Source organism: Nitrospira sp. Nam80 (genome assembly GCF_965152575.1).
The window spans coordinates 1,169,106-1,195,549 of sequence record NZ_OZ224216.1; the positions used below are offsets into that span (position 1 = coordinate 1,169,106).

General features: G+C 58.4%; 26 protein-coding genes and 2 tRNA genes. 16 read left to right on the plus strand and 12 right to left on the minus strand.

The window, feature by feature from the left end; translation table 11 throughout:
• Positions 1 to 35 precede the first annotated feature (35 nt).
• A complete protein-coding gene (locus tag ACWGXE_RS05515) occupies positions 36 to 326 on the minus strand; it encodes a hypothetical protein (protein ID WP_447601965.1) in 291 nt (96 codons plus the stop codon).
• A gap of 388 nt (positions 327 to 714) precedes the next feature.
• On the opposite strand from ACWGXE_RS05515, the gene ACWGXE_RS05520 reads away from it, so the two are divergent.
• Positions 715 to 1,941, plus strand: coding sequence for a hypothetical protein (locus tag ACWGXE_RS05520; protein ID WP_447601967.1), 1,227 nt, complete (start codon positions 715 to 717; stop codon positions 1,939 to 1,941).
• On the opposite strand, the gene ACWGXE_RS05525 is transcribed toward ACWGXE_RS05520, so the two are convergent.
• Entirely contained in the window at positions 1,869 to 2,984 is a 1,116-nt protein-coding gene (locus ACWGXE_RS05525) for an aminotransferase class V-fold PLP-dependent enzyme (RefSeq protein WP_447601969.1), read from the minus strand. The two genes, ACWGXE_RS05520 and ACWGXE_RS05525, sit on opposite strands and share 73 nt — an antisense overlap.
• A gap of 71 nt (positions 2,985 to 3,055) precedes the next feature.
• Between ACWGXE_RS05525 and ACWGXE_RS05530 the strand changes: the two genes are divergently transcribed.
• The 3 genes from ACWGXE_RS05530 to egtD all read left to right on the plus strand — a co-directional run bounded on the left by ACWGXE_RS05530 (position 3,056) and on the right by egtD (position 5,699).
• On the plus strand, positions 3,056 to 3,340 hold the full coding sequence (locus ACWGXE_RS05530; protein WP_447601971.1) for a DUF427 domain-containing protein: 285 nt from the start codon (positions 3,056 to 3,058) through the stop codon (positions 3,338 to 3,340).
• Complete coding sequence (locus ACWGXE_RS05535) at positions 3,333 to 4,559, plus strand: SUMF1/EgtB/PvdO family nonheme iron enzyme (RefSeq protein ID WP_447601973.1); 1,227 nt, start codon at positions 3,333 to 3,335, stop codon at positions 4,557 to 4,559. The genes ACWGXE_RS05530 and ACWGXE_RS05535 overlap by 8 nt, the downstream gene beginning before the upstream one ends.
• A gap of 171 nt (positions 4,560 to 4,730) precedes the next feature.
• Positions 4,731 to 5,699 carry an L-histidine N(alpha)-methyltransferase gene (gene egtD / locus ACWGXE_RS05540; protein WP_447601975.1) on the plus strand — a complete coding sequence of 323 codons (969 nt, stop codon included), beginning with the start codon at positions 4,731 to 4,733 and terminating at the stop codon, positions 5,697 to 5,699.
• Here the strand turns inward: egtD and ACWGXE_RS05545 are convergent.
• From ACWGXE_RS05545 to ACWGXE_RS05560, 4 genes are all read right to left on the minus strand, one after another.
• Positions 5,696 to 6,586, minus strand: coding sequence for a glycine betaine ABC transporter substrate-binding protein (locus ACWGXE_RS05545; protein WP_447601976.1), 891 nt, complete (start codon positions 6,584 to 6,586; stop codon positions 5,696 to 5,698). The genes egtD and ACWGXE_RS05545 overlap by 4 nt on opposite strands.
• Positions 6,556 to 7,176, minus strand: a complete 621-nt coding sequence (locus ACWGXE_RS05550; protein ID WP_447601978.1) for an ABC transporter permease — start codon at positions 7,174 to 7,176, stop codon at positions 6,556 to 6,558. The genes ACWGXE_RS05545 and ACWGXE_RS05550 overlap by 31 nt, the downstream gene beginning before the upstream one ends.
• A complete protein-coding gene (locus ACWGXE_RS05555; protein WP_447601980.1) occupies positions 7,173 to 7,925 on the minus strand; it encodes an ATP-binding cassette domain-containing protein in 753 nt (250 codons plus the stop codon). Before ACWGXE_RS05555 ends, ACWGXE_RS05550 begins: the two co-directional genes overlap by 4 nt.
• A 102-nt stretch (positions 7,926 to 8,027) precedes the next feature.
• On the minus strand, positions 8,028 to 8,657 hold the full coding sequence (locus ACWGXE_RS05560; RefSeq protein WP_447601981.1) for a response regulator: 630 nt from the start codon (positions 8,655 to 8,657) through the stop codon (positions 8,028 to 8,030).
• 500 nt (positions 8,658 to 9,157) lie between these two features.
• On the opposite strand from ACWGXE_RS05560, the gene ACWGXE_RS05565 reads away from it, so the two are divergent.
• From ACWGXE_RS05565 to ACWGXE_RS05575, 3 genes are all read left to right on the plus strand, one after another.
• Positions 9,158 to 12,595, plus strand: a complete 3,438-nt coding sequence (locus ACWGXE_RS05565; protein WP_447601983.1) for a molybdopterin-dependent oxidoreductase — start codon at positions 9,158 to 9,160, stop codon at positions 12,593 to 12,595.
• Positions 12,596 to 12,616: 21 nt separating this feature from the next.
• Positions 12,617 to 13,906, plus strand: a complete 1,290-nt coding sequence (locus tag ACWGXE_RS05570; RefSeq protein WP_447601984.1) for a 4Fe-4S dicluster domain-containing protein — start codon at positions 12,617 to 12,619, stop codon at positions 13,904 to 13,906.
• A 333-nt stretch (positions 13,907 to 14,239) separates the two neighbouring features.
• On the plus strand, positions 14,240 to 14,872 hold the full coding sequence (locus tag ACWGXE_RS05575) for a LexA family protein (RefSeq protein ID WP_447601985.1): 633 nt from the start codon (positions 14,240 to 14,242) through the stop codon (positions 14,870 to 14,872).
• 3 nt (positions 14,873 to 14,875) lie between these two features.
• Here the strand turns inward: ACWGXE_RS05575 and ACWGXE_RS05580 are convergent, their stop codons facing one another.
• Genes ACWGXE_RS05580 through ACWGXE_RS05590 form a run of 3 tightly spaced genes read right to left on the minus strand, consistent with a single transcriptional unit; the run spans position 14,876 to position 17,207 of the window.
• Entirely contained in the window at positions 14,876 to 15,475 is a 600-nt protein-coding gene (locus ACWGXE_RS05580; protein ID WP_447601987.1) for a class I SAM-dependent methyltransferase, read from the minus strand.
• A 14-nt stretch (positions 15,476 to 15,489) separates the two neighbouring features.
• The gene (locus tag ACWGXE_RS05585) at positions 15,490 to 16,455 is read right to left on the minus strand and encodes a formylglycine-generating enzyme family protein (protein WP_447601988.1); all 966 of its coding nucleotides are present in this window, start codon (positions 16,453 to 16,455) and stop codon (positions 15,490 to 15,492) included.
• Positions 16,452 to 17,207 (minus strand): hypothetical protein, encoded by a 756-nt coding sequence (locus ACWGXE_RS05590; protein WP_447601990.1) that lies wholly within the window; start codon positions 17,205 to 17,207, stop codon positions 16,452 to 16,454. The genes ACWGXE_RS05585 and ACWGXE_RS05590 overlap by 4 nt, the downstream gene beginning before the upstream one ends.
• A 111-nt stretch (positions 17,208 to 17,318) precedes the next feature.
• Here ACWGXE_RS05590 and ACWGXE_RS05595 point away from each other — a divergent pair, with 111 nt between their 5' ends.
• From ACWGXE_RS05595 to ACWGXE_RS05610, 4 genes are all read left to right on the plus strand, one after another.
• Positions 17,319 to 17,966: a hypothetical protein gene (locus tag ACWGXE_RS05595; RefSeq protein WP_447601992.1), complete on the plus strand. Its 648-nt coding sequence runs from the start codon at positions 17,319 to 17,321 to the stop codon at positions 17,964 to 17,966.
• Between the two features lie 75 nt (positions 17,967 to 18,041).
• Positions 18,042 to 18,671: an MBL fold metallo-hydrolase gene (locus ACWGXE_RS05600; RefSeq protein WP_447601993.1), complete on the plus strand. Its 630-nt coding sequence runs from the start codon at positions 18,042 to 18,044 to the stop codon at positions 18,669 to 18,671.
• A 47-nt stretch (positions 18,672 to 18,718) separates the two neighbouring features.
• Positions 18,719 to 19,240: a bifunctional nuclease family protein gene (locus tag ACWGXE_RS05605; RefSeq protein ID WP_447601995.1), complete on the plus strand. Its 522-nt coding sequence runs from the start codon at positions 18,719 to 18,721 to the stop codon at positions 19,238 to 19,240.
• Positions 19,241 to 19,397: 157 nt separating this feature from the next.
• Complete coding sequence (locus ACWGXE_RS05610) at positions 19,398 to 19,730, plus strand: PilZ domain-containing protein (RefSeq protein WP_447601996.1); 333 nt, start codon at positions 19,398 to 19,400, stop codon at positions 19,728 to 19,730.
• Positions 19,731 to 19,732: 2 nt separating this feature from the next.
• On the opposite strand, the gene trpS is transcribed toward ACWGXE_RS05610, so the two are convergent.
• From trpS to ACWGXE_RS05625, 3 genes are read right to left on the minus strand one after another with little or no spacing between them, the layout of a single operon-like run.
• A complete protein-coding gene (gene trpS, locus ACWGXE_RS05615) occupies positions 19,733 to 20,725 on the minus strand; it encodes a tryptophan--tRNA ligase (RefSeq protein ID WP_447601997.1) in 993 nt (330 codons plus the stop codon).
• Positions 20,722 to 21,462 carry a site-2 protease family protein gene (locus ACWGXE_RS05620; protein ID WP_447601999.1) on the minus strand — a complete coding sequence of 247 codons (741 nt, stop codon included), beginning with the start codon at positions 21,460 to 21,462 and terminating at the stop codon, positions 20,722 to 20,724. The genes trpS and ACWGXE_RS05620 overlap by 4 nt, the downstream gene beginning before the upstream one ends.
• Entirely contained in the window at positions 21,459 to 23,456 is a 1,998-nt protein-coding gene (locus ACWGXE_RS05625) for a penicillin-binding protein activator (protein WP_447602000.1), read from the minus strand. The genes ACWGXE_RS05620 and ACWGXE_RS05625 overlap by 4 nt, the downstream gene beginning before the upstream one ends.
• A 324-nt stretch (positions 23,457 to 23,780) precedes the next feature.
• On the opposite strand from ACWGXE_RS05625, the gene xerD reads away from it, so the two are divergent.
• The 5 genes from xerD (at position 23,781) to ACWGXE_RS05650 (ending at position 26,422) form a co-directional block, all read left to right on the plus strand.
• Entirely contained in the window at positions 23,781 to 24,755 is a 975-nt protein-coding gene (gene xerD, locus ACWGXE_RS05630; protein ID WP_447602001.1) for a site-specific tyrosine recombinase XerD, read from the plus strand.
• A gap of 122 nt (positions 24,756 to 24,877) precedes the next feature.
• Positions 24,878 to 24,953 (plus strand) — tRNA-Val (locus ACWGXE_RS05635).
• 139 nt (positions 24,954 to 25,092) lie between these two features.
• A tRNA-Asp gene (locus tag ACWGXE_RS05640) sits at positions 25,093 to 25,171 on the plus strand.
• 73 nt (positions 25,172 to 25,244) lie between these two features.
• A complete protein-coding gene (locus ACWGXE_RS05645; RefSeq protein WP_447602003.1) occupies positions 25,245 to 25,964 on the plus strand; it encodes a MotA/TolQ/ExbB proton channel family protein in 720 nt (239 codons plus the stop codon).
• Entirely contained in the window at positions 25,964 to 26,422 is a 459-nt protein-coding gene (locus tag ACWGXE_RS05650; protein ID WP_447602004.1) for a biopolymer transporter ExbD, read from the plus strand. Before ACWGXE_RS05645 ends, ACWGXE_RS05650 begins: the two co-directional genes overlap by 1 nt.
• Positions 26,423 to 26,444 lie beyond the last annotated feature (22 nt).

Here is a 26,444-nt window from a genome sequence, read left to right on the forward strand (position 1 = left end):
GGCTCGATACCATACGCAAGCGCCAAACAACTCACTTACTGGCTGCCGGCTTTCACGATTTTGGTGACCCGGTCTTCCGAATCAATTTCCAAACTGCATATATCGCCGGTATTTAAACCATTCAAGAGATCCGGCGAGGCCGCGATCAATGTCCATGTCTGACCGGTCGTCGTCCGGAACGTCAAGCTGCGTGCGCTGGGATCCACCGCTTGTACCGAGACTTTCGTAAACGTGGTCGATCCGGCAGCCGGTTCGGGTGAAACGATTAAGCCCGTGGAACTCAGGACGAACAGAAAAACGACTGTAAGAATAGATGATTTGACCATACGGGCCTCCTTATGGAATGCCTCTGTGATATGTAGAGGGTGGAGATCACAGGGTTCAAAGGATGCGCCTAAAAAAGCAGACCGGGACGGGTTGTGACGTTTCAAATAATCTCAGTAGGTTAGGATCCGCATGTCGCAGTATCAGTCAACGGGCGGCGGACGTGTCCGGACAATGTGCCCGTTTCATTGCGGGACATTGTACAGAATTTCATCAACTTACGTGCTTGCGCAACTTGTCCGGAATTGACATCTTGTCTGGTCATTCCGGGTGGTTTATTCGGATGTCTGTTTCTGATGCACCGATTCCAGCGGCGCTGGTTCCAAAAATGATTTCGATGGATTCGAAAGACAAGAAAGAGACGGATTTCATACACATGGACTGAATGAAATGACCGCAAGCCGATGGTTCATAGCCTTGCTGAGCTTTACCGCCGTCGTGGTCCTCCCGTTGTGTGGTGTGCTGCTGGCGGGCCATTCGGTGGGACCTTATCTCGAGTTCCCACCGAGACCAGGATCGGTGACGCATGAACCGTTTTCATGGCCGGTGTTCATTGGATTGGCCGCTTGCGTCGTCGCTGCCGTTGCTCCCTTTGTCTCTCGTGTCGTCCAATCGCAGCTTGCTAGCGGTTGCTTCGCAACCGCTTCCCGGCAACGTGCGCTTTCTCGGGTCACCTTTCCCTGGTGGGGATGGGCAGGGCTCGCGTGGACCGGGCTGGCTTGGATTGTGGCATGGCATCGTTGGGACTGGGTGGGTGAATGGCAACTCCATACCTTTACTCCGCTGTGGCTCGGATATATCGTGGTAATCAATGCGCTCACGGCCAGCCGGATCGGCTCGTGTGTGATGCAACGCGACACCGTTCGCTTTCTCTCTCTTTTTCCGATCAGTGCCGTCTTTTGGTGGTCCTTTGAATACCTCAATCGATTTGTGGAGAATTGGTATTACGTCGGTGGCCGTGAATTGACTGCCGGAGAATATATGGTACTGGCCACAGTTCCCTTTTCGATTGTATTGCCGGCCGTGATCAGCACAGCCGAATGGTTGAGAACCTATCCCGGATTAAGCCAAGGATTGGAACAGGCGTGGCGCATGCCTGTTGCGCGAGACAGACGAGCCGGATGGATATTACTGACCGGCGCCGGGGGCGGGCTGATTGGAATTTCCCTATGGCCGGATTTTCTTTTTCCCCTCGTATGGGTGGCCCCGCTGTTACTGGTGACCGGGCTGCAGTTGGTAATGAAACAGGCCACCGTATTCGATCCGACCGCCCGAGGTGACTGGAGGTTGCTGTGGATCTCGGCATTGGCGTCGCTGATGTGCGGGCTGTTTTGGGAAATGTGGAACTCCGGGAGTCTTGCTCATTGGGAATACAGCATTCCTTTCACGCACCGCTTCCAACTGTTTGAGATGCCGCTCTTGGGGTACGCCGGATATCTGCCGTTTGGCTTGGAATGTGTGGCAGTTATCCAGCTGTTCTTCCCTGCATTCTGTACTTCACTGCGGCAGCCGCCGGTCGCTGAAGTCGCGGCCCACGGGCCACTCTATCCTGAGGAGGGACCGGTGGATCTTTCGAGCGCCTCTTCCAGTTTCTCCGCGAGAAATACGATGTCTTGAGGAGCGGTTGCGAGGGACCAAGAAACGCGGAGTAGTGGCGGGAGGTCACGATATTGAACCGGCTTCAGGACGATCTCATAACGCTGCGATAGATAGGATGCAATGCCGGCCGGGCTGAACCCTGCTCGTTGGACGCGAAACGACAAAAACCCCGGGGCGTGGGCACCATTCCATCCAACAATCTCCACATCACGGATTCGTCTCAGACTCTCACTGAATAATCGGTGAAGCTCCGCCAGACGGCCCATGGGCCATGTTTGCTGTCGCAACGCGCAGGCGGTTCCGAGGCCTGCAATGAGACCGATGTTCTGCGTGCCGAGATTGAGTGAGGAGGTGTCCGGATCATCTCCTTTCAAAGGATCGACGGGCTGGTTCGAGCGGCCTTTCTTGAATGGCTCCCCAATGAGCAACGCGCCGGACCCCATCGGACCCGCGCACCATTTATGACCGGAAAAGTAATAGAAATCAGCCGAAAGCTTTCCGATATGGACGGGGATGTGGCCGACTGCCTGGGCGCCATCTATTGCGACCGGGATAGCCCGCTTCCTGGCGATCTGACAGACCTGTTCGACAGGAAAGATTCTTCCATCCGAATGGGTCACGTGACTGAGCAGAATCAGCGCGACCGGTTTCGTGTTGCAGGCACTCTCCAACTGACTGAGGAATTGCTCTTCCGTCGCCGCTTGAACAATATGATGCGCGGCAATCCCACGCTGCTTCAGACGGGACAAGGCTTGCAGCGTGGAGAGATGTTCCTGGTCCGACGTGATGACGACATCGCCCGGTTGCAGTCCGATCAGCGATAGGATGATTCTCAGCGAAGACGTGGCATTCGGACACAAGAGTACCGAATGTCCATCTTGGTCCAGGTCGGTGTGCAACAGTCCTGCGATCCGGTTTCCGCAATCTTTGACTTGCTTACGGTACCAAGCAATGCCAGACTCGGAATACAACATCGTGCCGAAGCTGTCGGCTGCGGTATTCATCGCACGGAGAACTTCCGGCCCTGCCGGGCTGAGACCGGCATGATTGAAATACAACATCGTCGCCAACTCCTGACCGGATTGTGCCAGGACAGTGAGAAGGAAGAAAGCAGAGAAACTGGAGGCCGCCTATGCCGAAAGCCACCTGGCACGGGGCGACGCTGGCGGAAAGCAACGAGGGGATCGTGGTCGAAGGCAATTACTATTTCCCGCCGCAGTCGATCCGGCGAGCGCACTTCAGAGCCAGTACGACCCATACGACCTGCCCTTGGAAAGGCGAGGCGAGTTATTACGACATCGACGTGAAGGGAGAGATCAATAAGGACGCGGCCTGGTACTACCCCGCGCCGAAGGACGCCGCCAAATCTATTGCCGGGTATGTCGCCTTTTGGAAGGGAGTGCAGGTCGGTGAGTGAGGCCGGCTTTCTCCTGCGAAGGGCGGTGGCCGATGCTCGCGCCGGGACGGATGCCTTGTTCGCGTTGATTCGGCCGGATGCATGGCACGACCGGCCGGTCGCGGAGCGACACCGGCTGATTTTCTATCTCGGACATCTCGATGCATTTGATTGGAATTTGTTCCGAGAGGCGGCCGGGCTTGCATCCTTTCATCCTTCGTTCGACCGGCTGTTCGCGTTCGGAATTGATCCCGAGCCGGGACAACTGCCTCAGGATCAGCGTTGCGACTGGCCGGAAGTGGACGAAGTCCGTCGCTATAACCGAGACCTACGAAGAGCGCTCGATGCCCTATTGGGTGAGGTTCCTGAAGAATTGCTCTCCGTCGCGCTCGAGCATCGATTGATGCATGCCGAGACATTCTCCTATCTGCTCCATCACCTGCCGAGCGACCGGAAAATGATACCGGTGCTGGACTCCGTACCACCGCAAGCGGTTCCTGCCCCCCACTTCATTGAGGTCCCCGGCGGGGTGGCGACCATGGGACAGCAGCGCAACGGGAGCGATAATGCGTTTCGGTTTGGATGGGATAATGAGTTCGACGGGCACCAGATCTTTGTTCCGACCTTTGCCATGAGCCGATACAAGGTCACCAATGGTGACTATCTCGAGTTTGTTCGGGAGGGGGCTCGGCCGCCGCACTTTTGGACGAGCCGCGATGGGCAGTGGTGGTGGAGAACCATGTCGGGCGAAGTGCCCTTGCCGCTGGATTGGCCGGTCTATGCAACGCATGACGAAGCGCAGGCCTATGCGGCCTGGAAGGGGAAGAGGCTGCCGACCGAAGCCGAGTTTCAGCGGGCCGCATACGGCACGCCGAATGGCCTCGAACGGCCGTATCCCTGGGGTGATGAGCCGCCCGACAGCCGGCGAGGCAACTTCGACGAGCGCCGATGGGACCCGCTTTCCGTGACCGCCACGATGGGCGGGGACAGCGCATTCGGGATTGCACAACTTGTCGGTAATGGATGGGAATGGACCTCAACACCCTTTGAGCCGTATCCCGGCTTCCAACCCTTTCCCTTTTATCCCGGCTATTCGGCTCGCTTTTTCGACGGGCAACACTATGTGCTGAAAGGGGCGTCCCCGCGAACGCGCGCCGCGCTGTTGCGCCGATCATTCCGAAATTGGTTCCGGCCGAATTATCCGTATGTCTATGCCGGATTTCGCTGCGTTGAGAAGTAAGGATGTTGTCGGCGCACTTTTCACCAGGCTTTGTTCTCGCAAGGCGATGTTTAAATCGTAAGGCATGAAGCTGAGCGACTGCGCCCGGAGAGGCGCGACAACGGCGACTGGGTGGCTTGGGTGAAAAGATGGATTTTTTGAACATCCTTGAGCTTAAGAATTGAGCCATCAATGCCGTCACCGTTTACTCAGAGTGATGCAGTCCAGAAATTTGCGAGCGCCGTGGCCGGGAGCCTCGGCAAGCCGGGCCAACGTGAATTGCCCTCGATGTACCTGTACGACCAACTCGGCACGGCTCTCTTCGAGGCGATCACGCTGCTGCCCGAATATGGACTCACCAGAGCGGAGGAGCGCCTGCTCCGGCGCCATTCCATCGACATGCTTACCCATCTCCCGCCCCCCGTGGCGGTCGTGGAACTCGGAAGCGGAAGCGGGAGAAAGACCCGGTGGATTCTCGAAGCGTTGGCCGAGCGAGAACCGATTGCCTATTTCCCAATCGATATTTCCGCGACCGCGCTTGTCAAATGCCATCAAGAGTTGGGGCATTTGAACGCCATCAGCATGGTCGGGCTTGAAAAGTCTTATCTAGAAGGCTTGGCTGATGTGGCGGCTCGACGCCGTTCGGGACAAACGCTGCTCGTGTTGTTCCTTGGGAGCACGATTGGAAATTTTGACCCGCCGGCGGCGGACAGATTTCTGCGCGACATCCGCCGGCTATTGCAACCTGGCGATGCCCTCTTGCTTGGGACAGATCTCGTGAAAGGGGTGGACGAGATGCTGCTGGCGTACAACGATCCTGCCGGGGTGACGGCCGCTTTCAATCTCAACCTACTGTCCCGAATCAACCGCGAGCTTGAGGGTAATTTCTTCCTTCGTCATTTCCAGCATCATGTCCGGTACCAGCCCAACGAGCAACGTATCGAGATGCATTTACGTTCGAAACGACAGCAGACTGTGTCGATCAACGCCGCGGAGTTGTCCTGCACTTTTAAAAAAGGAGAGACGATCTGGACGGAGGCCTGTCACAAATTTCTCGCCGACGCGATTCCCGGCATTGCGCATCGGGCGCGCTTCACTTGTGAAGCACAATGGGTCGATCGTGAATGGGCGTTCGCCGAAAATCTCCTCCTTGCTTGCTAGGGATTCAATTTGGCGTCCTGTAAAAATTCCTGCGCCACATCCTGCACCGGACGGTGCTCACCGTCAACCGCGTAGTTCAACTTTTGCATAACAACGTCCCCGAACAATCCGGCCAGCTCGGTCAACGCGTCCTGCACGGCGGGATCGCGCTTCAACAGATCCGATCGCACGGCCAGGGCGCAATCGTACGGAGGAAAGTAGTGCTTGTCGTCGCCCAGCACGATCACGTCCAGCGCCGATATGCGGCCGTCGGTGGCATTCGCGGCCACCATGTTCACTTGCCGCTGTTCAAGCGCCTTATACAACAATCCCAGGTCCATGGTCTTGGGCGAGCCGTTGACGGGCAAGTGATAGGTCTTCAATAATCCATCGAGGCCGTCCGCTCGCTGCTGGAATTCATAGCCCACCCCCAAGGTCCAGCCCGCGGCATAGCCGGCCGCATCGCTTAAGGTTTTCAGCAGGTGTCGCCGCGCATCCTCCCCACGAATCACCATGGCGAACGTGTTGTTGAAGCCCAACGGATCAAGCCATTCCACGTCAAACCGTTTAAGATATTCATCACGGACGGAGCCGAGCGCGGCGGCCGGGTCCCGGACAGGCGGCAGCTTCAAAACGGCCGTCAACGCAGTGCCCGTGTACTCCGGATAGACATCGATGTCGCCCTTCACCAGCGCTTGGTGCACCAGCAGGGTGCCGCCGAGATTTAGTTTGCGATCCACTCGCTGGCCAAGCCGATGCTCCAGATGCTGCGCCACGATCTCGCCAAGAATCACTTGTTCGGTGAAATTCTTCGAGCCGACCGTGATCGGGCGCTCATTGCCGCATCCGAGGATGCATATGAACCACAGGCCGGTGATTAGACCGGGGATAATTTGTCTTCCAGCCATTCAAGCCCTCGATCGGCCGCCAATGCCATGCAGGCTGCCGGCACGGCGCCGGCCAACAACAGCGTCGTATCGACGGACGCCAACCCGCGGAAAATGAAGACGCCCAAGCCGCCTCCGCCGATCGCGGCGGCGATCGTCGCCGTTCCGATGGTCGTCACCGTCGCGATCCGCAGGCCAGCCAGGATCGTCCTCGTCGCCAGCGGCAGCTCGACTTCCAAGAGAAGTTGTCGCCCGGTCATGCCCATGGCGAGCGCGGACTCCCGCACGGACGGATCGACGTTAAGAATCCCCGTCAGGGTGTTCCTCAGGATGGGCAGAAGCGCATACAGCACCAACGCGACGATCGCCGTGGTTGTGCCGATGCCGCCCAGAAAGGGAAGCGGGATCAAAAATCCGAACAGCGCCAGACTCGGGACGGTTTGCATGATATTGGCGAATCCCACCACCCATCGCCGGAGGAAGCGGCGTCGCGTCAGGAGAACCCCGGCTGGGATCGCGATCACGGTGGCAATAGCCATGGAAACGAGCACCAGGTATAGATGTTCGAGCGTCAAATCCAAGATGTCACCCGCCAAGCCGGACGGCGTCACAGTATCCCCGTTATTGTATGGTCATCGAGGCAGCTATGGAATGCCCGGACTTCCGGATCTTGCGCCTTGAGGAACTCCGCTCGTCCGCCGAGGAATACCAAACGGCCCTGCTGAAGCACGCCGATGCGGGCGGCAAGGAGCAGCGCTTCGCGGACATCGTGCGTGACGAGCAGCGCGGTTTTGTCGAGTGGCCGGAGCAGGTCTAGAAATTGCCGTTGGATCTCAACGCGTGTGACCGGATCAAGGGCCCCGAACGGTTCATCCATTAACAGGAGAGGAGGATCGGCGGCGAGCGCACGGGCCACGCCGACACGTTGGCGTTGTCCTCCCGACAATTCACGCGGGTAGCGTTCCGCGAATTGCTCCGGTGGAAGTCCCACTTGCGCCAAAAGATCGCGGACACGGGCATGGATCACATCCGGCTTCCATCCTTCCAGCCTGGGCACGAGCGCGACATTGGCGGCCACGGTGAAATGCGGAAACAACCCGGCGTCTTGGATGACATAGCCGATTCTCCGGCGCAGGCGGATCACATCCCAGTCGCTGGTCGGCGTTCCCTCAATCAAGACCTCTCCGGCGCTCGGCAGGAGCAAGCCGTTCACCATCTTCAGGGCCGTGGTCTTGCCGGAACCGCTGCGCCCAAGGAGCGCCACCGTTTCACCGGCTTGGATCTCAAAATTAAGCTCGTGAAGAATATCTTTCCGGCCGATGCGGGCGGAGACCTGTTGAAACGACACGAGAGAAGTCATGAGCGCCTCGATACTCTACGCTTTCGAGGAAGCTGTTTCCAGCCGAAGAGCGGGCGCGAGAGGGAGAAAGGAAGATCAGATCGCTCTGGCGATGGCGAAAGACTACTCGATCAGATGGTTTTCGATGGCGTATCTGGCCAGCTCGGCATTGCTTTTGACATGGAGCTTGTCCAGCACGCGGGTGCGGTAGGTGCTCACGGTGTTGGGGCTGACGCATAACTCGTCGGCAATGGCTTTCAGCGGCTTTCCTGTCACCAATAACTGCAAGATCTGAAACTCCCTGTTAGAAAGCAATTCGTGCGGGGGCTTCAAAGTCCTCATCTGGATGCTCATGGCGAGGCATTCACCAACCTCCGGGCCGATATACTTGTGGCCTGATAAGACAGTCTTAACGGCGTTGACCAAGACGTCCGGGGTGCTCGATTTTGTGAGATAGGCGCTGGCGCCGGAGCGGATCATACGTACGGCATATGCCTGTTCTGAATGGATGCTGAGAGCTATCACAGGTGTGGAGGGGCGGATTCGTAGGAGATCTTCCAGGAGCTCCGTCCCGGATTTCCCCGGCATCCTAGCGTCCATGATGAAAAGATCCCAGTCTCTCTTCTGAGCCAGAGATGCCATTTCTGGACCTGATGCAGCTTCTTCGATGTCGATCGGCGTGAAATACTCGCAGAGCAGGTCTCGAATGCCGCGCCGGAAGACCGGTTGATCATCTCCGATCAGGATGTGCAATAGCCTAAGCGTAGCGGACATAGAGAACAAATGTCTTCGTTCGCTCAGTGAGGCAGTGAGTTGTTTGGTCGAGTTAGTTTATAAAACACTCCCGGTATGTTCCAGAGCCACCGCGTAGTTCTTTCGCTACAGGCGTAGTAAAAAGATTGACGGCATACCGTGCGGTGCGATCGACATTCCGCAGACTTAACAGTCCAATCCTCATTCGTCCCCTTTCGACCCTCGGGGTTGAAGCCGATGACGTCATGATTTTGCGACTTTCGTTTCAAGGTCGAACGACTTCACTGTTCGATAGCCGGCGTTCTACCGTTATCAGTGGCTCCGAAAGGGCGAGGCATCGTTTCATTCGCTGAAGCCAAGATGCGAGATGTATCGCTTACGTACTAGACTTGCTCTAAGGCACGCACAGTCGATTGGAAAGGAGGTGATGCGGCGCCTATGAACCGAGGGTAGGAGCGAAGGTTCTGGCAGAAACCCTCATCAAGCAGGAGGTGTTCGCAATGCAGGTATCACGTCGGCAATTTCTCAAAATTACAGCAGGGACCGTGGCGGTGGCGACGTTGGCCGATAGAGCCTTGGCGTTGACGGCGCTGCAGCCGGTGGTCGAGGTCGGCAATCCACTCGGCGAATATCCGGATCGGTCCTGGGAGCGGGTCTATCACGATCAATATCGGTATGACTCTTCCTTTACCTGGTGTTGCTCCCCAAACGATACGCACGGTTGCCGTGTGCGCGCCTTCGTCCGAAACGGCGTGGTGATGCGGGTTGAGCAGAACTACGACCACCAAACCTACGAAGATCTGTATGGCAACCGCGGGACATTCGGCCATAACCCGCGTATGTGCTTGAAAGGCTATACATTCCACCGCCGCGTGTACGGCCCCTATCGCTTGAAAGGGCCGTTGATGCGGAAAGGCTGGAAAGAATGGATGGATGCCGGCTCCCCGGAGCTGACACCGGACGTGAAACGGAAATACAAATTTGACAGCCGGTTTTTGGACGACATGATCCGCGTCTCCTGGGATACCGCGTTCACCTATGCGGCGAAGGGCTGCCTCATCATTGCGACTCGGTATAGCGGCGAGGCGGGCGCCCGCCGTCTGCGGGAGCAGGGGTATGCGCCGGAAATGATCGAGATGATGAAGGGCGCCGGGGTGCGCTGCTTCAAGCATCGCGCCGGGATGCCGGTCTTGGGCATCGTCGGCAAGATGATGAACACCCGCTTCAACGGCGGCGTGCTGCCGCTCTTGGACAGCTGGATCCGGAAGGTCGATCCGGATCGGGCGCAGGGTGGGAAGTACTATTCGAACTATACCTGGCACGGCGATCAGGATCCCAGCCATCCCTGGTGGAACGGCACGCAGAATACCGACGTCGACTTGGCAGATATGCGGTTCTCGAAGCTCAACACGAGCTGGGGCAAGAACTTCGTCGAGAACAAGATGCCGGAAGCGCACTGGAAGTTGGAGTGTATCGAGCGCGGGGCCCGCGTCGTCGTCATCACGCCCGAGTACAACCCGACCGCCTATCGCGCCGACTATTGGATTCCGCTGCGGCCACAAACGGATGCAGCCCTATTTTTGGGAGCCTGCAAGATCATTGTTGACGAAAACTTGCAGGACATCGATTACTGTAAGCAGTTTGCCGACTTCCCGATTCTGGTTCGTACGGACACGTTGCAGTATTTGGATCCGCGGGACGTGATCGCGGAGTACAAGCTTCCCGATTTCTCGAAGAGCTATTCGGGGCGGGTGCAGGCGCTGAAATCAGATCAGGTCGACCGGCTGGGCGGCATGATGGTGTGGGACATCAACAAGAAAGCGCCGGTGCCTCTGCATCGGGAGCAGGTCGGGTTCCATTTCGTCGAGAGCGGCATCGATCCGGCGCTGACCGGGACGTACCGCGTGAAGTTGCTCAATGGCCGCGAAGTGGATGTGGCGTCGATCTATCAACTGTACCTTGTTCACCTCCAGGATTACGACCTGGATACGATCCATCAGATTACGCGGGCGCCGAAGGATCTCATTGTGCGGTGGGGCCGGGACAGCGGAACGATCAAGCCCGCAGCCATGCACAACGGCGAAGGCGTCTGCCACTTTTTCCACATGACGGAAATGGGACGGGCGGCTGCTCTCGTGTTGATGTATACAGGGAACATGGGCAAGTTCGGGACGGGTTGCCATACCTGGTCCGGCAACTACAAGGCCGGCATTTGGAATGCGACGCCCTGGTCCGGCGCCGGCTTGGCGGTGCATACGGGCGAGGATCCGTTCAATCTGACCCTCGATCCGAATGCGCACGGCAAGGAGGTCAAGACCAAATCCTACTACTACGGCGAAGAAGTCGGCTATTGGAACCATGGCGACACCGCCTTGATCGTCAATACGCCGAAGTACGGCCGCAAGGTGTTCACGGGCAAGACCCACATGCCGAGCCCGAGCAAGGTGCGCTGGGTCACGAACGTGAACATTTTGAACAACGCGAAGCACCACTATGACATGGTGAAGAACGTCGATCCGAACATCGAGATGATCGTGACCCAGGACATCGAGATGACGTCGGACGTGAACCATGCCGATATCGCCTTTGCGTGCAACAGCTGGATGGAGTTCACCTATCCGGAGATGACGGCCACGGTGTCGAATCCGTGGGTGCAGATCTGGAAGGGCGGGATCCGGCCGCTGTACGACACGCGAAACGATGCCGACACGTTCGCGGGCGTAGCGGCGAAGTTGGCCGAGATGACGGGCGATGCCCGCATTCGGGGCGTGTTCCACTTTGTGTACATGAACCGGGTGGACGTGTATCCGCAGCGGATGCTGGATGCCAGCGCCACGATGTACGGGTACAGCGCCGACGTCATGCTGAAATCGGAAAAGGGCTGGATGGTGATGACGCGGACCTACCCGCGCATGCCCTTGTGGGAAGAGACGAACGAGTCGAAGCCGCAATGGACGCGGTCGGGCCGGCTGGAGACCTATCGCATCGAGCCGGAAGCGATTGAATATGGGGAGAACTTCATCGTACACCGGGAAGGCCCGGAAGCCACTCCTTATCTACCGAACGCGATCTTCTCGAACAACCCGTACATCCGGCCGGATGACTACGGGATTCCGATCACGGCGCAGCACCATGATGACAAGCACGTGCGGAACATCAAGCTGCCGTGGAACGAGATCAAGCGAAACTCCAACCCGTTGTGGGAGAAGGGCTACCAGTTCTACTGCGTGACGCCCAAGACCCGGCATCGGGTGCACAGCCAGTGGTCGGTGAACGACTGGGTCCAGATTTGGGAATCGAATTTCGGGGATCCGTACCGGATGGACAAACGGACGCCGGGGGTCGGCGAGCACCAGTTGCACATCAACCCGCAGGCGGCGAAAGACCGCGGCATCAACGACGGCGACTACGTTTATGTGGACGGCAACCCGGTGGACCGGCCGTATCGCGGCTGGAAACCGTCGGATCCTTACTACAAGGTGAGCCGGTTGATGGTTCGCTGCAAGTACAACCCATCCTATCCGTACCACGTGACGATGGCGAAGCACGCCCCGTACGTGTCGACGCCGAAGTCGGTAAAGGGACACGAGACGCGACCGGACGGCCGCGCGATTGCCGTCGATACCGGGTATCAGTCGAACTTCCGGTACGGCGCCCAGCAGTCGTTTACGCGGAGCTGGTTGATGCCGATGCACCAGACCGACAGCTTACCGGGCAAACACGCGATTGCGTGGAAGTTCAAGTGGGGGTATGCGATCGACCACCATGCGGTCAATACGACGCCGAAGGAATGCTTGATCCGTATCACCAAGGCGGAAGACGGCGGCATCGGCGCGCGGGGCCCATGGGAGCCGGTCCGGACCGGGTTTACGCCGGGTCAGGAGAACGAGTTCATGATCAAGTGGCTCAAAGGCGAGCACATTAAGATCAAGGTGTAGCGTCTAACGGAGGAACTCACCATGCCTGAAGTCTATAACTGGCAACTGGGCCGGAAGATGCTGTACCCCTATGAGGAGCGGCATCCGAAGTGGCAGTTCACGTTCGTCTTCAACATCAATCGGTGTTTGGCCTGTCAGACCTGTTCGATGGCGGACAAGTCGACCTGGCTGTTCTCGAAGGGCCAGGAGTACATGTGGTGGAACAACGTGGAAACCAAGCCCTACGGCGGGTATCCCCAGTTCTACGACGTGAAGATCACGCAGTTGATCGAGCAAGTGAACCCGGGCGGGCAGGTGTGGAACGTACGGGTGGGCCGCAAGCACCATGCGCCCTACGGGGTGTTCGAAGGGATGACGATTTTCGACGCGGGGGCCAAAGTGGGCCAGGCGGCGATCGGCTACATCCCGACGGACCAGGAATGGCGGTTCGTCAACATCTATGAAGACACGGCGACTTCGATGCGGGCCTTGGTGGAAGGCATCGACAAGTCGGGCTTCAGCCGGGACGAACCGTGGCGGCTGTCCGGGAGCAGCTTGCCGGAGCACGAGACATTCTTCTTCTATCTGCAGCGGATCTGCAATCACTGCACGTATCCGGGCTGTTTGGCGGCCTGTCCGCGGAAGGCGATCTACAAGCGGCCGGAAGACGGGATCGTGTTGATCGACCAGAACCGCTGCCGCGGGTACAAGAAGTGCGTGGAGCAATGTCCCTATAAGAAGCCGATGTACCGGGGGACGACCCGGGTATCGGAGAAGTGCATTGCCTGCTATCCGCGGATCGAAGGGAAGGATCCGTTGACGGGCGGGGAGCCGATGGAAACGCGCTGCATGGCGGCCTGCGTCGGGAAGATCCGGATGCAGAGCCTCAATCGCATCGGGGAAGACGGCCTGTGGGCTGAAGATCGGTGGCACCCGCTCTACTATGCCGTCCGGGTGGAGCAAGTGGCGCTCCCCTTGTATCCGCAGTGGGGGACCGAGCCGAACGGCTTTTACATTCCGCCGCGGCACAGCCCGCGGGGGTACGCGCGGCAGATGTTCGGGCCGGGCGTGGACAATGCGATCGAGAAGTACCTGGTGCCGAGCCGGGAGTTGTTGGCCGTGCTGCAACTCTGGAGAGCGAGCCAGCAGATTATCTTCCGGTACGACGTCATTCCGGGCCCGAAGGTGTTCGAGACTCAGATTCACGGGAAGCGGTTCGAGATGTTCAACGATACCGTGCTGGGTTTCAACAAGTCGGGGAAGGAAGTGGCGCGCATCCAGGTCGAAGAGCCGATCTACATCCGGCCCGCCGAGCGGGTGCAGTGGCTCTAAAGACCTGGCGGTCTTAGCCCGGCGCGCCTAGTTCTATAGCGCGCCGGGAGAAGCACGGCTCGGTAAGACCAAGCCGAACGGGTGCAGAGCTATAACTGTGTCCCAGTGGAGTGTGGGAGGGAATGAGACCTTCCCACAGTCCGCCTCATGTTTCACGAACGCCTGATTAGGCCCGTGCCATCGCGATCGATTCGCGCGGCGTCGGGTTATCTTGCCTATCGCCAACCCTGCCGGTAGCCCATTCTTCAATTCATTCGCGCTTGCTTGAGATCTCAATTTTCAGTACCGTGGCACAACAACCTTGCTTGGACCACTGTCGCCGAGGAGTCAACCGTGAATCTCAAGCGCTTGATTTATCGAGAATTGGGGGAAGGACTCACCGAAAAAGATTTGGCCTTGGCGATCGGTGTCACTCCGCGCACGATCGTCAATATTCTCGGCGACAGAGTTCCGAAGGATCCGGCCGTCTGGAGGAAGTTTGCGAAATATTTTCGGATGGATGTCGATTTCCTTCGGACCGGCCGCGTGTTGAGTCTCACGGAACCGACCGATAAGCAGGGGCGCGCGCTGGCTCTACAGATGAGGCGAGTGCCTCTGCTCACCTGGGCCCACATCGGTCGAGTGGTCGGGAGCGGGGAACAGGACAAGACGGTGGATCCCGAAACCTTGCTCGAAACGGAGCTGTCGGGCGATCGCACGTTCGCCTTGCGCGTCAGAGATGATTCGATGAACCCGCTGTTCAGCGAAGGTGAAATCATCTTCGTTGATCCTGATTTGCCGGGTGACGTGGATCATTACGTGGTGGCGGGCGATGAAGCTGTTCCGGAGGCGGCGATGCTACGAGAACTCAGAGAAATCGGCGGTCGGCTGGTCCTCCATCCATTGAATCGGCGCTATCCGGATCTTGCTCTTGGAGCAGGACAGCGCATCTGGGGCCGCGTCGTGCGGCTGCGAAAGAATCTCTAGCGGCTAGAGTTTCCTGGCCACAATAAACACATGATTCTCGGGGTATTGGTCGTATTCAATATGTTGAATGCCGCACCCAAATCGCCAGAGTAGGCGAACAAATCCGGGAACTCCTACTGAGCTATATTCGAATCGCTTGCCGCCAAACTCCCCTTGCGCTACTCCTGGTCCTTCCCCGCCGCCGCAGGTAAAGAGAAGCACTCCATTCTTGGACAGCCCGTCACACAATTTCAAAAGGACCGGTTCATGACTTTCAAGCGGAAGATGGAAGGTGCTGTCCCAAGCCGTGATCAAATCGTATTTCCGCGGAAGCCGCCATGCGCACATATCGGCTACCGTGAATTCAACATTCGGATAGCGTTGACGAGCCACCGCCACCATTTCTCCGGAAATATCCAACCCGGTGCAGTGAAACCCGCGCTCTAATAGAATTTTGAGAAACCGCCCTTCACACGCGCAGCCGACATCAAGCGCATACCGGCGATTCTCCAGGAACCTGAGGGCACACTCCAGAGCGGCAATACCATAAGTCGAATCCTTCATTTGCTTGAGCCACCACGACGCCACTGCATCGTAGTTCGTTCCGGTTTCTTTCGGATCCATCGATCGAGCGATCTCTATGGCCGGCCCTTCCCCGGCCGAGCGGGGCGGCTGTTGGATTCGGCGGACAGCGGTTTCGCGCAACGGAAGCCGATCGTCGGCTGGCGCTGATCCGGAGGGGAGCCGCCGCGTGTGGCGGTACGCAGCATATTGGGCCTGCTCTTCCACGATCCGCCCCGCACGCCTTTGTAGCGTCCGCTCGTGGGGCCTGGAGGATTTCGATTGGGCAAGTAGGCGTAATAATCGAATCCGAACCAGTCATTGACCCATTCGGCGATATTGCCCGCCATGTGATGTAAGCCGTACGGGCTTTTTCCGTCGTCGCCGGTCTCCACGGCGGCCAGGATCGGAATCTCGTGGACATGATGCTGGCCGAACATGGCGAGCTTCGCATCCGGTGGCGCGTCGCCCCAAGGAAAATTCCAGCCGTCCGGCCCGCGCGCCGCCTTTTCCCACTGGGCTTCACTCGGCAATCGTTTTCCGCGTGACCGGCACATGGCGTCGGCTTCGTTCCAGGTCACATACAGCGCCGGCCATCGGCTCAAGGTCTGATCGGTCACGGAATGCACGGTAATGACGTGCCAGATTAATTTTTGCAGCGCTTCCGCCGGATGGCGTTTTTTCTGGCGCAGAAAAACGAGGTATTCGCCGAGGCTCATTTCGTCCCGGTCAATCTCATAGGCATCGAGCCAGACCTGTTGCTGGGGGAGCTCGGTGTCGTCAAACTGAGTTTTTAGCCCGTAGGGATCATCGTCGATCCGGATGCTGCCCATGAGAAAAAGACCTTCAGGAATGGTGATGGCCGGTGAGGAGGACGCCAACTTGGCAATGGCATCGAGATGCCGGGCCAGCTCGGGCGCAGGCGGTGGCCCGGCGATAACTGTGCAGGGGAGTGCCGAGACTGCACAGAGGGCAAAGAGTATCGCCAGGCGGCAAGCCAGCAGGCGGAATACTCGGGAACCGATCGGTGAGCCGCCGCTCACAACTTGCTCGGCGCAGCGACCGCCTTATTGATCTCGGCAATCAGCCGGCGTTCGATCTCGGCGGTCTCTTCCGCGTTGACCGAGAGGACACGGCCGCCTTGGATGAGTTTCTCGAAATCCGCCTTGACGGCCAGGCGGGTCACGTTGGTGGGGAGGGCCTGCAGCGACAGCACATACTGGTTTCGGAAACCGGACATTTCCAGCGAAGCCGGCGTTGAGACTTTGCGTTCGGTGACGAAGACGGCTCGCTGATCGGTCTTCACGCTGACGCGCACCTGATACCCGTTGCGGGCCAGCGCTTCCTCCGCGGCCTTCACTACCGCTGCGATGGGCCGAGGCAAATCTTCTATCTGAGCTCCTTTCTCTTCCACCCGCACATTGCTGGCAATCTGCGCCACGCGAGCGGCCGTTCGTTGCACTTCGGAGGTCAACTTTTTTGTCTCCGCCAGCTGCGACTCCAGCTTGCCGTTGAGCGCCTTGGTTTCCGCCTGAAACGCCTTGGCGTCGGCCGCCGCTCTTTCGGCCTCCCGCTTGGCATCGCGGAGTTCCTGATTCAAGAGATTGATTTGGTCCTGCATGACTTTGTTGCCGTCCGCCAGCGAGGTCACCACCGATTCCTGCTTCACGAGCTGCTTCCGCAGGTTCTCATTCTCCGCGCGAAACGGAGAATCGTCCGGCTTGCAGCCCGGCGTCAGCGCGATCAGGGACAGGCCGAACACGACAAGGAGGGATCGGGGAGGGTCGTTGATCATAGTCTGGAGGATCCAGGCAGATGACGATTACCAGAGTCCGGGCCGATTGTCCATCCCGAACATGGCTCTGGGGTTTGACCCGATTCGATCGGACGGGCTATTCTCAAGCGCATGGTCTGGCGAATCGCAATCGCGCTGGCGCTGCTGAGCGGGATCGTAGGGACACAGTGCCGGCCGGCTGCGGCGGCGGATTCCGGCATCCCGAGCGCGCGCGCCGTTCCGGTTCAAGATTATCCGATTTATGACGCGGTCGTGCGCGGCAAATTTCTGACGAGCGGCACAACGCTCGTCATGATCGAACGGATGACCGTGACGCGTCTGCTGCCCGATTCACCGGTACTGCCGACCGTCGCCTTCTTCGAAGAACAGGGCTTTTTCGATGGCCGCCTGCCGCGGGATTTGATCCTGGATTTTCTCTTCAAGAACCAACAGCCTTCCAGGCTGGGCAGCCTGTTCAAGTTCGGCGTGCCGTATCAGTTCATCGCGGGTGAGGGCGAACCGGAATCGGAGGCGAGGCGGTCTGCTCCCTCGTCACGGAGGCGGCCGGTGCGTCTGATGCAGGACGCTCGGACCATCGATCGCTTGGCCTTTTCACGGGTCGGATTTTCGTCACGCCAGGATCAAGCCCTGGTCTACGCGGCCAACGATCGGCCGGACGGAAGCGGGGCGGGATTTCTCCTATGGCTGGAAGCTCGCGGCGAGCATTGGGAGATCGCCGACACTGAAGTCGTGTGGACTGCGCGATCGCAACCGGAATGATTCCTCAATCGGTCATGTGTTGCGCAACGATGGGCAAGACGCTAGCATCATTCCAAGTATGACAGAGACCGTCGCATGATCAGGAAAACGTTTTCGGTTCCGCCGCTCGGATGCAATTGTTCGATTCTGGGTGATCCGGTGACCAAACAGGCCGTGGTAGTGGACCCCGGTGGCGCGCATGAGCGTATTTTGCGCGAAGCCAAGGATCTCGATCTGACCGTGGTGAGCATTCTCCATACCCATGCGCATTTCGATCATTTTCTTGCGTCCGGTGAGATGAAGCACGCGACCGGGGCCACCTTATGCCTGCATCATGACGACCTACGGCTGTGGAATATGCTCGAAGTGCAGTGCCGCATGTTCGGAGTGCCCTATACGCCGGTCCCTTCGCCGGATTATTGGTTGGCAGATGACGAGAAGCTCGTGATCGGCTCGCTGGAAGGACGCGCCTTCCATACGCCCGGCCATACGCCGGGGTCGATGTGTTTTCACTTTCCGACCGCCCAATTGGTATTGGCGGGCGATACCCTGTTCCGTGGCGGCATCGGACGGACCGATTTGTGGGGCGGCGATTTCCATGCGATTGAACGATCCATCCGCGAACGCCTCTACACGCTGACGGAGAACACCGCGGTAGTGACCGGCCATGGACCGGAAACTCAGATTGGATGGGAACGTGAGGAGAATCCCTTTGTGCGGGCCTAATTAACGCCGCAGGTTGTTTTTCCGGGATATGCGCCCCGGAGGAGGACATGATGAAAGGCACGAACCCTCGGATGGTTGCGGCCCTGCTGGTGTCGGCATTCTTTGTGTTCTCGGACTCCGCTTGTCAGGTGCAGGCCGATGAGGCGGCCGACGGAGCCTCCCTGGTAACGATTGCGGATGTGCAGGTGCGGCTCTCGGACCATGGGCCTGTCGTGCTACTCAAGGCCGAGGGAAAGGTGATTCCTATTTTTGTCGATCATACCGTCGCCGGGTCCATTCAAAGCGTGCTGATGGGACAAAAGCTCCCACGTCCGCTCTCGCATGACTTGATGCATACGATCCTTGAATCATTCGGCGGGAAGGTCACCAAAACGGTGATCACCTTGAAGGACGGAACGTACTACGGTGCGCTGACGGTGGCATTCAAGGATCAGGAAAAGATTTTTGATAGCCGGTCATCCGATTCGATCGCGCTTGCGATCCATTTCAAGGCTCCCATCATCGTGGCCAGGGATTTGTTGGAGTCCGCCGGGAAAACGCTGTCGGAGCCGAAACCGCAAACGTTATAGCCGCTGTTTCCTTCGAAAAAGCGAAGTCCGGCCGGCATGGCCATCCTGACCGCCGGCCGGCGCATTCCCGCTGTTTGCTCGCCTTTTCGCGGCTTTTATCCTATGCTCCGAAATCAGGCCTGGATAGGAGAGCATTTTCACGACAAGCGGGTGAGCTATGCAGCCGGCGGCAAACAAGCGCAAGCACGTGCGCGTTCGCGTCCAGTTCCGCAGCCACTTTTCAGTCAAGGGGAAAAAGGTTCAAGGAGACGGAGAGCTGTTGGACCTGTCCCCGGATGGATGCCGGGTGAGGAGCGCGGTGCCCATCCAAGTCGGGCTGGAATTGGAACTCTGCATTTTCACCGGCAATGAGTCCAATCCCATTACCGTTGATGGGGCGATTGTACGGTGGGCTCAGGCATCGGAGTTCGGCGTCACGTTCATCAACGTGCGCGCGCCCGTTCAGCGCCGGCTGACTGAAGTGTGGCGCAAGCTCGCCACGCCATTTTAATATCATCGGATCTTCATCGCGTCTTGGACTTCTTCCAATGTCCGGTGCGCGACCGCGGCTGCCCGGCGGCTTCCATCTTCGATCACTTCCTCCAGATGCGTCGGATCTTTCGTGAGCGAGGCGCGGGCTTCCCACATGGGCGCCATGCGCTCCACGATCCGATCGGCGACCAGTTTCTTGCAGTCGATACAGCCGATTTCGGCGGTCCGGCATTCTCGGTTGACCTGTTCAATGATCGGCAGCGGTGAGAAGATCTTGTGGAAGTCGAAGACCGGACAGATATCCGGGTTGCCGGGATCGTGACGCCGCACTCTTGCCGGGTCGGTGACCATGGTCTTGAGCTTCTGGCGGACAACCGGTTCGGGATCCGAGAGATTGATCGTATTGCCGTAGCTCTTGCTCATCTTGCGCCCGTCCGTGCCGAGCACTTTGGGGAACTTGGTCAACAGCTCCTGGGGCTCCGGGAGGACCGGCCGGTACAGACTGTTGAACCGCCGCGCGAGTTCCCGGGTCAGCTCCAGATGCGGAAGCTGATCCTTGCCGACCGGCACGTAGTCCGGCTTGTAAATCAAGATATCCGCCGCTTGGAGCACGGGGTAACCGAGAAAGCCGTAGGTGGCGAGATCGCGTTCCTTGATCTCCTCCTGCTTTTCCTTGTAGGTCGGGTTCCGTTCGAGCCAGGAGATGGGAATGATCATCGAGAACAGCAGATGTAGGACCGCATGGTCCGGCACGCGCGACTGGATGAACACGGTCGACCGCGCCGGATCAATGCCGGCGGCGAGCCAGTCGATCAACATTTCGTGCACGAAGTCACGGATGCGGCTGGTGTTGGCATAATTGGTGGAGAGGGCATGCCAATCGGCGACGAAAAAAAAGCACTCATACTGCTCCTGGAGCGTGTTCCAATTATCGAGCGCTCCCAGCCAGTTGCCGAGATGGAGCAATCCGCTCGGCTGCATCCCGCTGAGCACTCGTTTGCGTGCGGTCGTCATTGGGGAATTCCTGCGCCGAAAAAAGTCGCGGTCGCCAGCACTTCGCCGGCGATGCGATCCACCAAGGTATGGGTGATCGTCGTGATCACCATGATCTGCGGATCCAGAACGATGAGGGCGACGATGATCAACATGCCGTAGGCTTCCAGGCGGGCCAGCGCAAGCGCCGGCCTCACGGGGAGCAGGCACGTCATAATGCGGCCGCCGTCCAGCGGTGGAATCGGAATCAGATTGAACAGCATCAAAAGCAGGTTGATCAGCACGGAATATACGCACATGACGGCGATCGGCAGCAAGAGTTTTCCCACCCAGTCCTGCCGGAGTTCCGAAGAAGCATCCCCCCAGTAGCCCAACAGCGACGGCTCGATTTTGAGGAGGCCTGCAAACAGGGCGGCGCTGGCGAGCGCCAGCAGGAGATTCATGCCCGGTCCTGCGGCGGCGATTACGGCCATGTTGCGACGCGGGTCGCGTAGTTGCCGGGGATCGATTGGGACCGGTTTGGCCCATCCGATGAAAAACCCGCCGGGCATCAAGAGGCACATGAGCGGCAGAATGACCGTCCCGAATGGGTCGATGTGCGCCAAGGGATTCAGAGTCAAACGTCCCCCCAACCGGGCCGTCTGGTCACCGTAGTAATTCGCCGTCCATCCATGGGCATACTCATGGAGTACCACGGCGAGCAGCAACGGCAGGCCCATGTAAGACAGAGTATGCAGCGCTTGGGATAAGGTATTCATGGCGTCGATTCAACCTGGATCATCTTACCCTGCTTGACCTGAATGACGAACACCTGCCGGTTCAACGTACCTTCCGGACTGAAATCCGCCGGTCCTGCTAATGTCGGCAGATCGTGATGGAGCAATAGATAATCCCGCACGCCCTCGCCCGTTGTCGCGCCCTTCCGTAACGCCTCCAAGACGACGCGCGCCGCGTCGTATCCCTGCGCGGCAAAAAGCGTGGGCGCGGATTGGTACCGGCGGCGATAGCGTTCGACAAACTCCTGCACGATCGGATTCGGGCTGTCAACAAAGAAGCCGTCCACGAAGACGCCGCCCTCAATGGATCGATCGGCGACCCGGGCGAAGTCCGGGCTGTTCCACCCGTTGGCGCCGAGAATCGGGACAATGATGTCATGAAACGCCAGCTGGGCGGCAAGGAGCCCGACATCCAACGAGCGGCCGGGGAGAAAAATGGCATCGAATCCCGGCGAATAGAGCATTCGCTTATTCTTCTTGCCGGCCGGCGGCTTGGTCTGAGCTTTTGACAGGTCCGGCTCGATCGGGACCTCGACGCCGTATTTTTTCAGGTCTTCGGCCTTGAGCCTCAAAATCGGGGCGCGAAAGTCGGTGTCACCCTCCTTATAACTGTCGATCGCGACAATTTCTCCATCATACTGCCGGACTTCCTGGCTGAACAGACGCGCGAGTTCGCGCCCGTACGCCGTATCCGGGTGCAGGATGGCGAACCGGCGGTATTTTTGTTCCCGCGCGCCGTAATCGGCGATCCGTTTGGCTTGATGGGCGTAGGTCAGCGAGGTGCTGAACACATAGTTGCCCAGGCGGCGGAGATTAGGCATGACGGCGCTGGGCGTAATCAATGGAATTCGCGCGCGGTCGGCGAGTTCGGCCATGACCGGCAGATTTTTGGACAGGAGCGGGCCGATCACCGCCATGGGCCGATCATTGGACAGCAGCTCCGAGAACTCATCGAGAAAGGCGCCGCGGTCCGATTCCGTGTCCTTGACGATCAGCCCGACCGACGGCCCATCCGGATGGTCCTTCGTCCGCTCCAGCGCCAGCTGGATTCCGTTCAAGACCTCGGTGCCGTAGGGAGCCAATTTGCCGGAGAGCGGGAAGACGGCGGCGATGCTGTAGGGATGGGATTTCATCCTGGCGCGGACGGCCGCCTGCTGTTCCGAAGCCTTTTCGGCATACGGGTGATATGGGAAGCGACTCAAAAAGAGCCTGACGTTGCGCTCCACCAGATGGTCCTCGCCGGCCGCCTGCTGCAGCTCGATGAGTTTGATCAGGGCCACATCACCGGGAAACGATTTGGGATAGGCGTCACGAATGCGGATCAGCGCGGGTCTGTCCAATTGGGTTTGCACCAATTCTCGGATGCGGGGCTCGGCTTCATGCTGGTGATCTTCCGCCTCGAGACTCATTTCGTCCAGCCAAGCTTGGATTGCGCGAACAAAGTCTTTTCGCTGTACCTGGAGTTCGCCGGTGAGACGCAAGGCCTCCCGCTTGGTGCCGGCATCGGTGGAAAGGCTTCGAACTTCGGACAGAAGCGGCAACGCCAGATCGATGTTTCCGGCCTTGGCGTGCGTCTTGGCTAGCAGCAATTTGCCGCGATCGATGAGCTCGGAGGAGGGAAATTCTCCGAACAATTGAGTCAGATACTTCGTCGCCTCGCCGTATTCTTTCATGCCGTACATCGAGGCGGCCATCAAGAGATAGGCGTCATCGAGAAAATCAGGATTGGGCGAAGCATCGAGAAATTTTCGTAGAATCGTCGCGGCTGCTTCCGGTTGCTCGGTGTCGATCAGGCGTTTCGCTTGATCGAGCGTCTTTTGGGCCTGGACCGAAGGAGATTTGGCTTGAGGGGTTCGCTGCGGCGCAGCACTCTTCGCCGCCGCCGGCTCCGCGCCATGGCTGAACCCGACGAACGAAACGAGAAGGAAGCCGATGGAAAGGAGGGCGCGTAAACGGAAATTTGCTAGAGGGACCATTGTCTCCTGATCATAGCGGCCGCTCGTGGGATCTTTCAGGATAGTACGTTATGCACCTGAGTCAAGGATGTGTCGTTTCAGGGGCCGGCGCTTCACCGGACATGCCGGGCGAGCTTTACGGACACGAGCACGGTCTGCAGAACGGAACTCCAGACACTCCGGACGGGGTGGGTGAACGCACAGGCTTGTTCCAACATCCTTATCGGGCTGCGCTACAGACGCACTATAGGAGACGGCCGGAAAGGTGTCAAGAAAGACGCCAATTGACGTTGTCTTGCCGCTGACGCTTGGCTATAGTCACGTCGCAGATCGGATGGCTTGGTTATGAACTCCCGCAATATTGTGCCGGCCGAGAAAACAGAGCGGCGTCCCTTCGACGACCTGTGCGAGCGATTCTGCATGTCCCTTCGATTGGAGGGCGGGTTTTCATCCAATACGCTGGCCGCTTATCGGACGGATCTGGATAAATTGCAGTCCTTCCTGATCCTCAAGGGGATCCGAGAACCGATGGAGGTCACGCCGCCGCTGCTCGCGCAATTTCTCGAAGCCCTTCATCGCAGCGGCCTCGCGGCCGCATCCTGCGCGCGATGCATCGCCGCCGTTCGCAGCTTTTTCAGATTTTTGGTCGAGGATCGGGTGCTCAAGGAGAATCCGACTGCCGGCGTGCGAAGCCTGCGGCGAGGGCGGCGATTGCCGAGAACGCTCGGCATGGACGATGTGACTCGTTTGCTCGATATGCCCGCGAGGCGAACTCCGGAAGACGCTCGCGACGGCGCCATGCTGGAAGTCTTGTATGCCACGGGATTGCGTGTCTCCGAACTGGTCCGGTTGCGGGTGGCGGAAGTCAATCTTGACGTGGGCGTCGTCGTTCTGTCCGGGAAGGGCAACAAGGAACGCCTCGTTCCCATCGGAAGCATCGCCGCCCAGAAATTGTCTCAGTACCTGATGGGGACCCGTCCGATGCTGCTGAAACATCGGACGTCACCCTACGTCTTCATCACCAGGCGCGGCACCGCCATGAGCCGCCAGGGGTTCTGGAAGTTGCTGCGGACCCGAGCGAGGCGAGCCGGCCTCGCGGCTGTGCCGTCTCCGCACATGCTGCGCCATGCGTTCGCGACTCATCTGCTCGAGGGGGGTGCCGATTTGCGATCGGTGCAGGCGATGCTGGGCCATGCCAATATCGCGACGACACAGATCTATACACATGTGGAGCGGGGACGATTGAAAAAAATACACACCACGTGTTTCCCGCGCAACAGGGTTTCGAAGCCCCCGCGCGTAGGTCGCGAGAGGAAATAGGGCAGGATTCGTGTGGTCAGGATCGTTGTTTTGAGATTCTGCAAGAACAATGCGCCATTATCATTGACAAGGTAGAGGAGAGTTGATAGCATCCCAAAAATCTTTTGAGACCTTTGAAAATCAGGCGGATAGCTCAGTTGGGAGAGCGCTGCCCTTACAAGGCAGAAGTCGCAGGTTCGATCCCTGTTCCGCCTACCAAATAACAGTCGTAACGAATTACGGTAGGGCATTGCCGAAGCCATTACATGTGGTGTACAAAGAGACGCTCTACTGTATCTTGATCGAGTCGTTTCAATTATCGATTGCAGGAAAGCTCTTCCGCCGTCATTGATTGCGCGGGGCCGTCGTTCAGCTTGGTTTAGGACGCCAGATTGTCAATCTGGAGGTCGCGGGTTCAAATCCCGTCGGCCCCGCCATTTCCCCAGCACTTGGTACAATCCATGCTAACTCGCGACATGGTCTCTTACCTGAAGGGAAAGGTCTAAGCTGATGTTCCAGTCGGGACCCATGCTGTTCGGATCGCTGGGCGCCGTGTCGAAGATCGTCCTGCTGTTCTTGTTCCTTTTTTCGGTCATTTCCTGGGCGGTCATTCTTTACAAGTGGCGTGTGTTCAGAACGGCCGACCGCGAAGACCAGCGTTTCTTCACCGCGTTCACGAAGATCCGTGACCTTGAGGAGTTATATCGCCAGTCCAAACGTGTCGAGGGCAGTCCCAGCGCTCGGGTCTTCCAGGGAATCATGGATCGGCTCTGGACGACGCAGAACGACGGTGCAGGCCTGCCGTACGGGCACGGAGCTTCAGGGCGAGACCACCTCGCTGTCCCCGTCGATCAGCACTATGTCGACAAAACGGTCAGCTATTTGGTGCAGAACCAGATCTCGTATTTGGAGTCGTATCTTCCTGTATTGGCGACCACAGGGAATATCACCCCTTTTATCGGTCTTCTCGGCACGGTGTTGGGTATCATCGATTCGTTCCGGGAGATCGGCCTTCAAGGCACGGCCAGCATCGCGGCGGTCGCTCCCGGCGTGTCCGAAGCCCTGGTCGCGACCGCTGCCGGGTTGTTTACCGCGATCCCGGCGGTGATCGCCTATAATTATTACCTGAGCCGGATCAGGAAGACGGTCTTTCGCATTGAGTCTTTTACCGTTGAAGTGATGCACTCGATGCAGGCGCGGCAGAAGCAGACTCCCGTCGGAGTGCAGTGATGACGACGCTCGAAACCAGACATCGCCGGTTTATGGCGGAAATCAACGTCATTCCGCTCGTCGATGTCGTGTTGGTGCTGCTGGTTATTTTCATGGTGACGGCGCCGATGCTGTATCGTGGAATCGATATCAATCTTCCGAAATCCGCAACCAACACCATCAAACCTGAAACCCGGGCGGTGCTTTCGATCGAGCGGGACCGGCGTCTGTTTCTTGACAAGGACCCGATCAGTCCCGTGCAATTGGAACGAAAGCTCCGGGCATTGAAAGATCAGAGTTCCGAGGTGTCGGTGTATCTTCGAGCAGATCAAGACGTGCCGTATGGAATTGTGGTTGAGGTCATGGATAGCGTGAAGAAAGCGGGAATCGAAAAGCTCGGCATGGTTACCGATCCGACCGCCGGCGCCGAGCGAATGAGTGAACAGAACATGGCGCCTGTCCAACCGCGAAAGAAATAGTGCTTCGCAACATGTGCTTCAA

Coding starts and splice junctions, on each gene's coding strand:
- ACWGXE_RS05545 (WP_447601976.1), bottom strand. CDS start 6,586: ATGGCTGGAAGACAAATTATCCCCGGTCTAATCACCGGCCTGTGGTTC.
- trpS (WP_447601997.1), bottom strand. CDS start 20,725: ATGACGACCGCACGCAAACGAGTGCTCAGCGGGATGCAGCCGAGCGGA.
- ACWGXE_RS05610 (WP_447601996.1), top strand. CDS start 19,398: ATGCAGCCGGCGGCAAACAAGCGCAAGCACGTGCGCGTTCGCGTCCAG.
- ACWGXE_RS05570 (WP_447601984.1), top strand. CDS start 12,617: ATGCCTGAAGTCTATAACTGGCAACTGGGCCGGAAGATGCTGTACCCC.
- ACWGXE_RS05580 (WP_447601987.1), bottom strand. CDS start 15,475: ATGGATCCGAAAGAAACCGGAACGAACTACGATGCAGTGGCGTCGTGG.
- ACWGXE_RS05530 (WP_447601971.1), top strand. CDS start 3,056: ATGCCGAAAGCCACCTGGCACGGGGCGACGCTGGCGGAAAGCAACGAG.
- ACWGXE_RS05650 (WP_447602004.1), top strand. CDS start 25,964: ATGACGACGCTCGAAACCAGACATCGCCGGTTTATGGCGGAAATCAAC.
- ACWGXE_RS05555 (WP_447601980.1), bottom strand. CDS start 7,925: ATGACTTCTCTCGTGTCGTTTCAACAGGTCTCCGCCCGCATCGGCCGG.
- ACWGXE_RS05590 (WP_447601990.1), bottom strand. CDS start 17,207: ATGATCAACGACCCTCCCCGATCCCTCCTTGTCGTGTTCGGCCTGTCC.
- xerD (WP_447602001.1), top strand. CDS start 23,781: ATGAACTCCCGCAATATTGTGCCGGCCGAGAAAACAGAGCGGCGTCCC.
- ACWGXE_RS05600 (WP_447601993.1), top strand. CDS start 18,042: ATGATCAGGAAAACGTTTTCGGTTCCGCCGCTCGGATGCAATTGTTCG.
- ACWGXE_RS05520 (WP_447601967.1), top strand. CDS start 715: ATGACCGCAAGCCGATGGTTCATAGCCTTGCTGAGCTTTACCGCCGTC.
- ACWGXE_RS05645 (WP_447602003.1), top strand. CDS start 25,245: ATGTTCCAGTCGGGACCCATGCTGTTCGGATCGCTGGGCGCCGTGTCG.
- ACWGXE_RS05595 (WP_447601992.1), top strand. CDS start 17,319: ATGGTCTGGCGAATCGCAATCGCGCTGGCGCTGCTGAGCGGGATCGTA.
- ACWGXE_RS05625 (WP_447602000.1), bottom strand. CDS start 23,456: ATGGTCCCTCTAGCAAATTTCCGTTTACGCGCCCTCCTTTCCATCGGC.
- egtD (WP_447601975.1), top strand. CDS start 4,731: ATGCCGTCACCGTTTACTCAGAGTGATGCAGTCCAGAAATTTGCGAGC.
- ACWGXE_RS05515 (WP_447601965.1), bottom strand. CDS start 326: ATGGTCAAATCATCTATTCTTACAGTCGTTTTTCTGTTCGTCCTGAGT.
- ACWGXE_RS05565 (WP_447601983.1), top strand. CDS start 9,158: ATGCAGGTATCACGTCGGCAATTTCTCAAAATTACAGCAGGGACCGTG.
- ACWGXE_RS05620 (WP_447601999.1), bottom strand. CDS start 21,462: ATGAATACCTTATCCCAAGCGCTGCATACTCTGTCTTACATGGGCCTG.
- ACWGXE_RS05525 (WP_447601969.1), bottom strand. CDS start 2,984: ATGTTGTATTTCAATCATGCCGGTCTCAGCCCGGCAGGGCCGGAAGTT.
- ACWGXE_RS05605 (WP_447601995.1), top strand. CDS start 18,719: ATGATGAAAGGCACGAACCCTCGGATGGTTGCGGCCCTGCTGGTGTCG.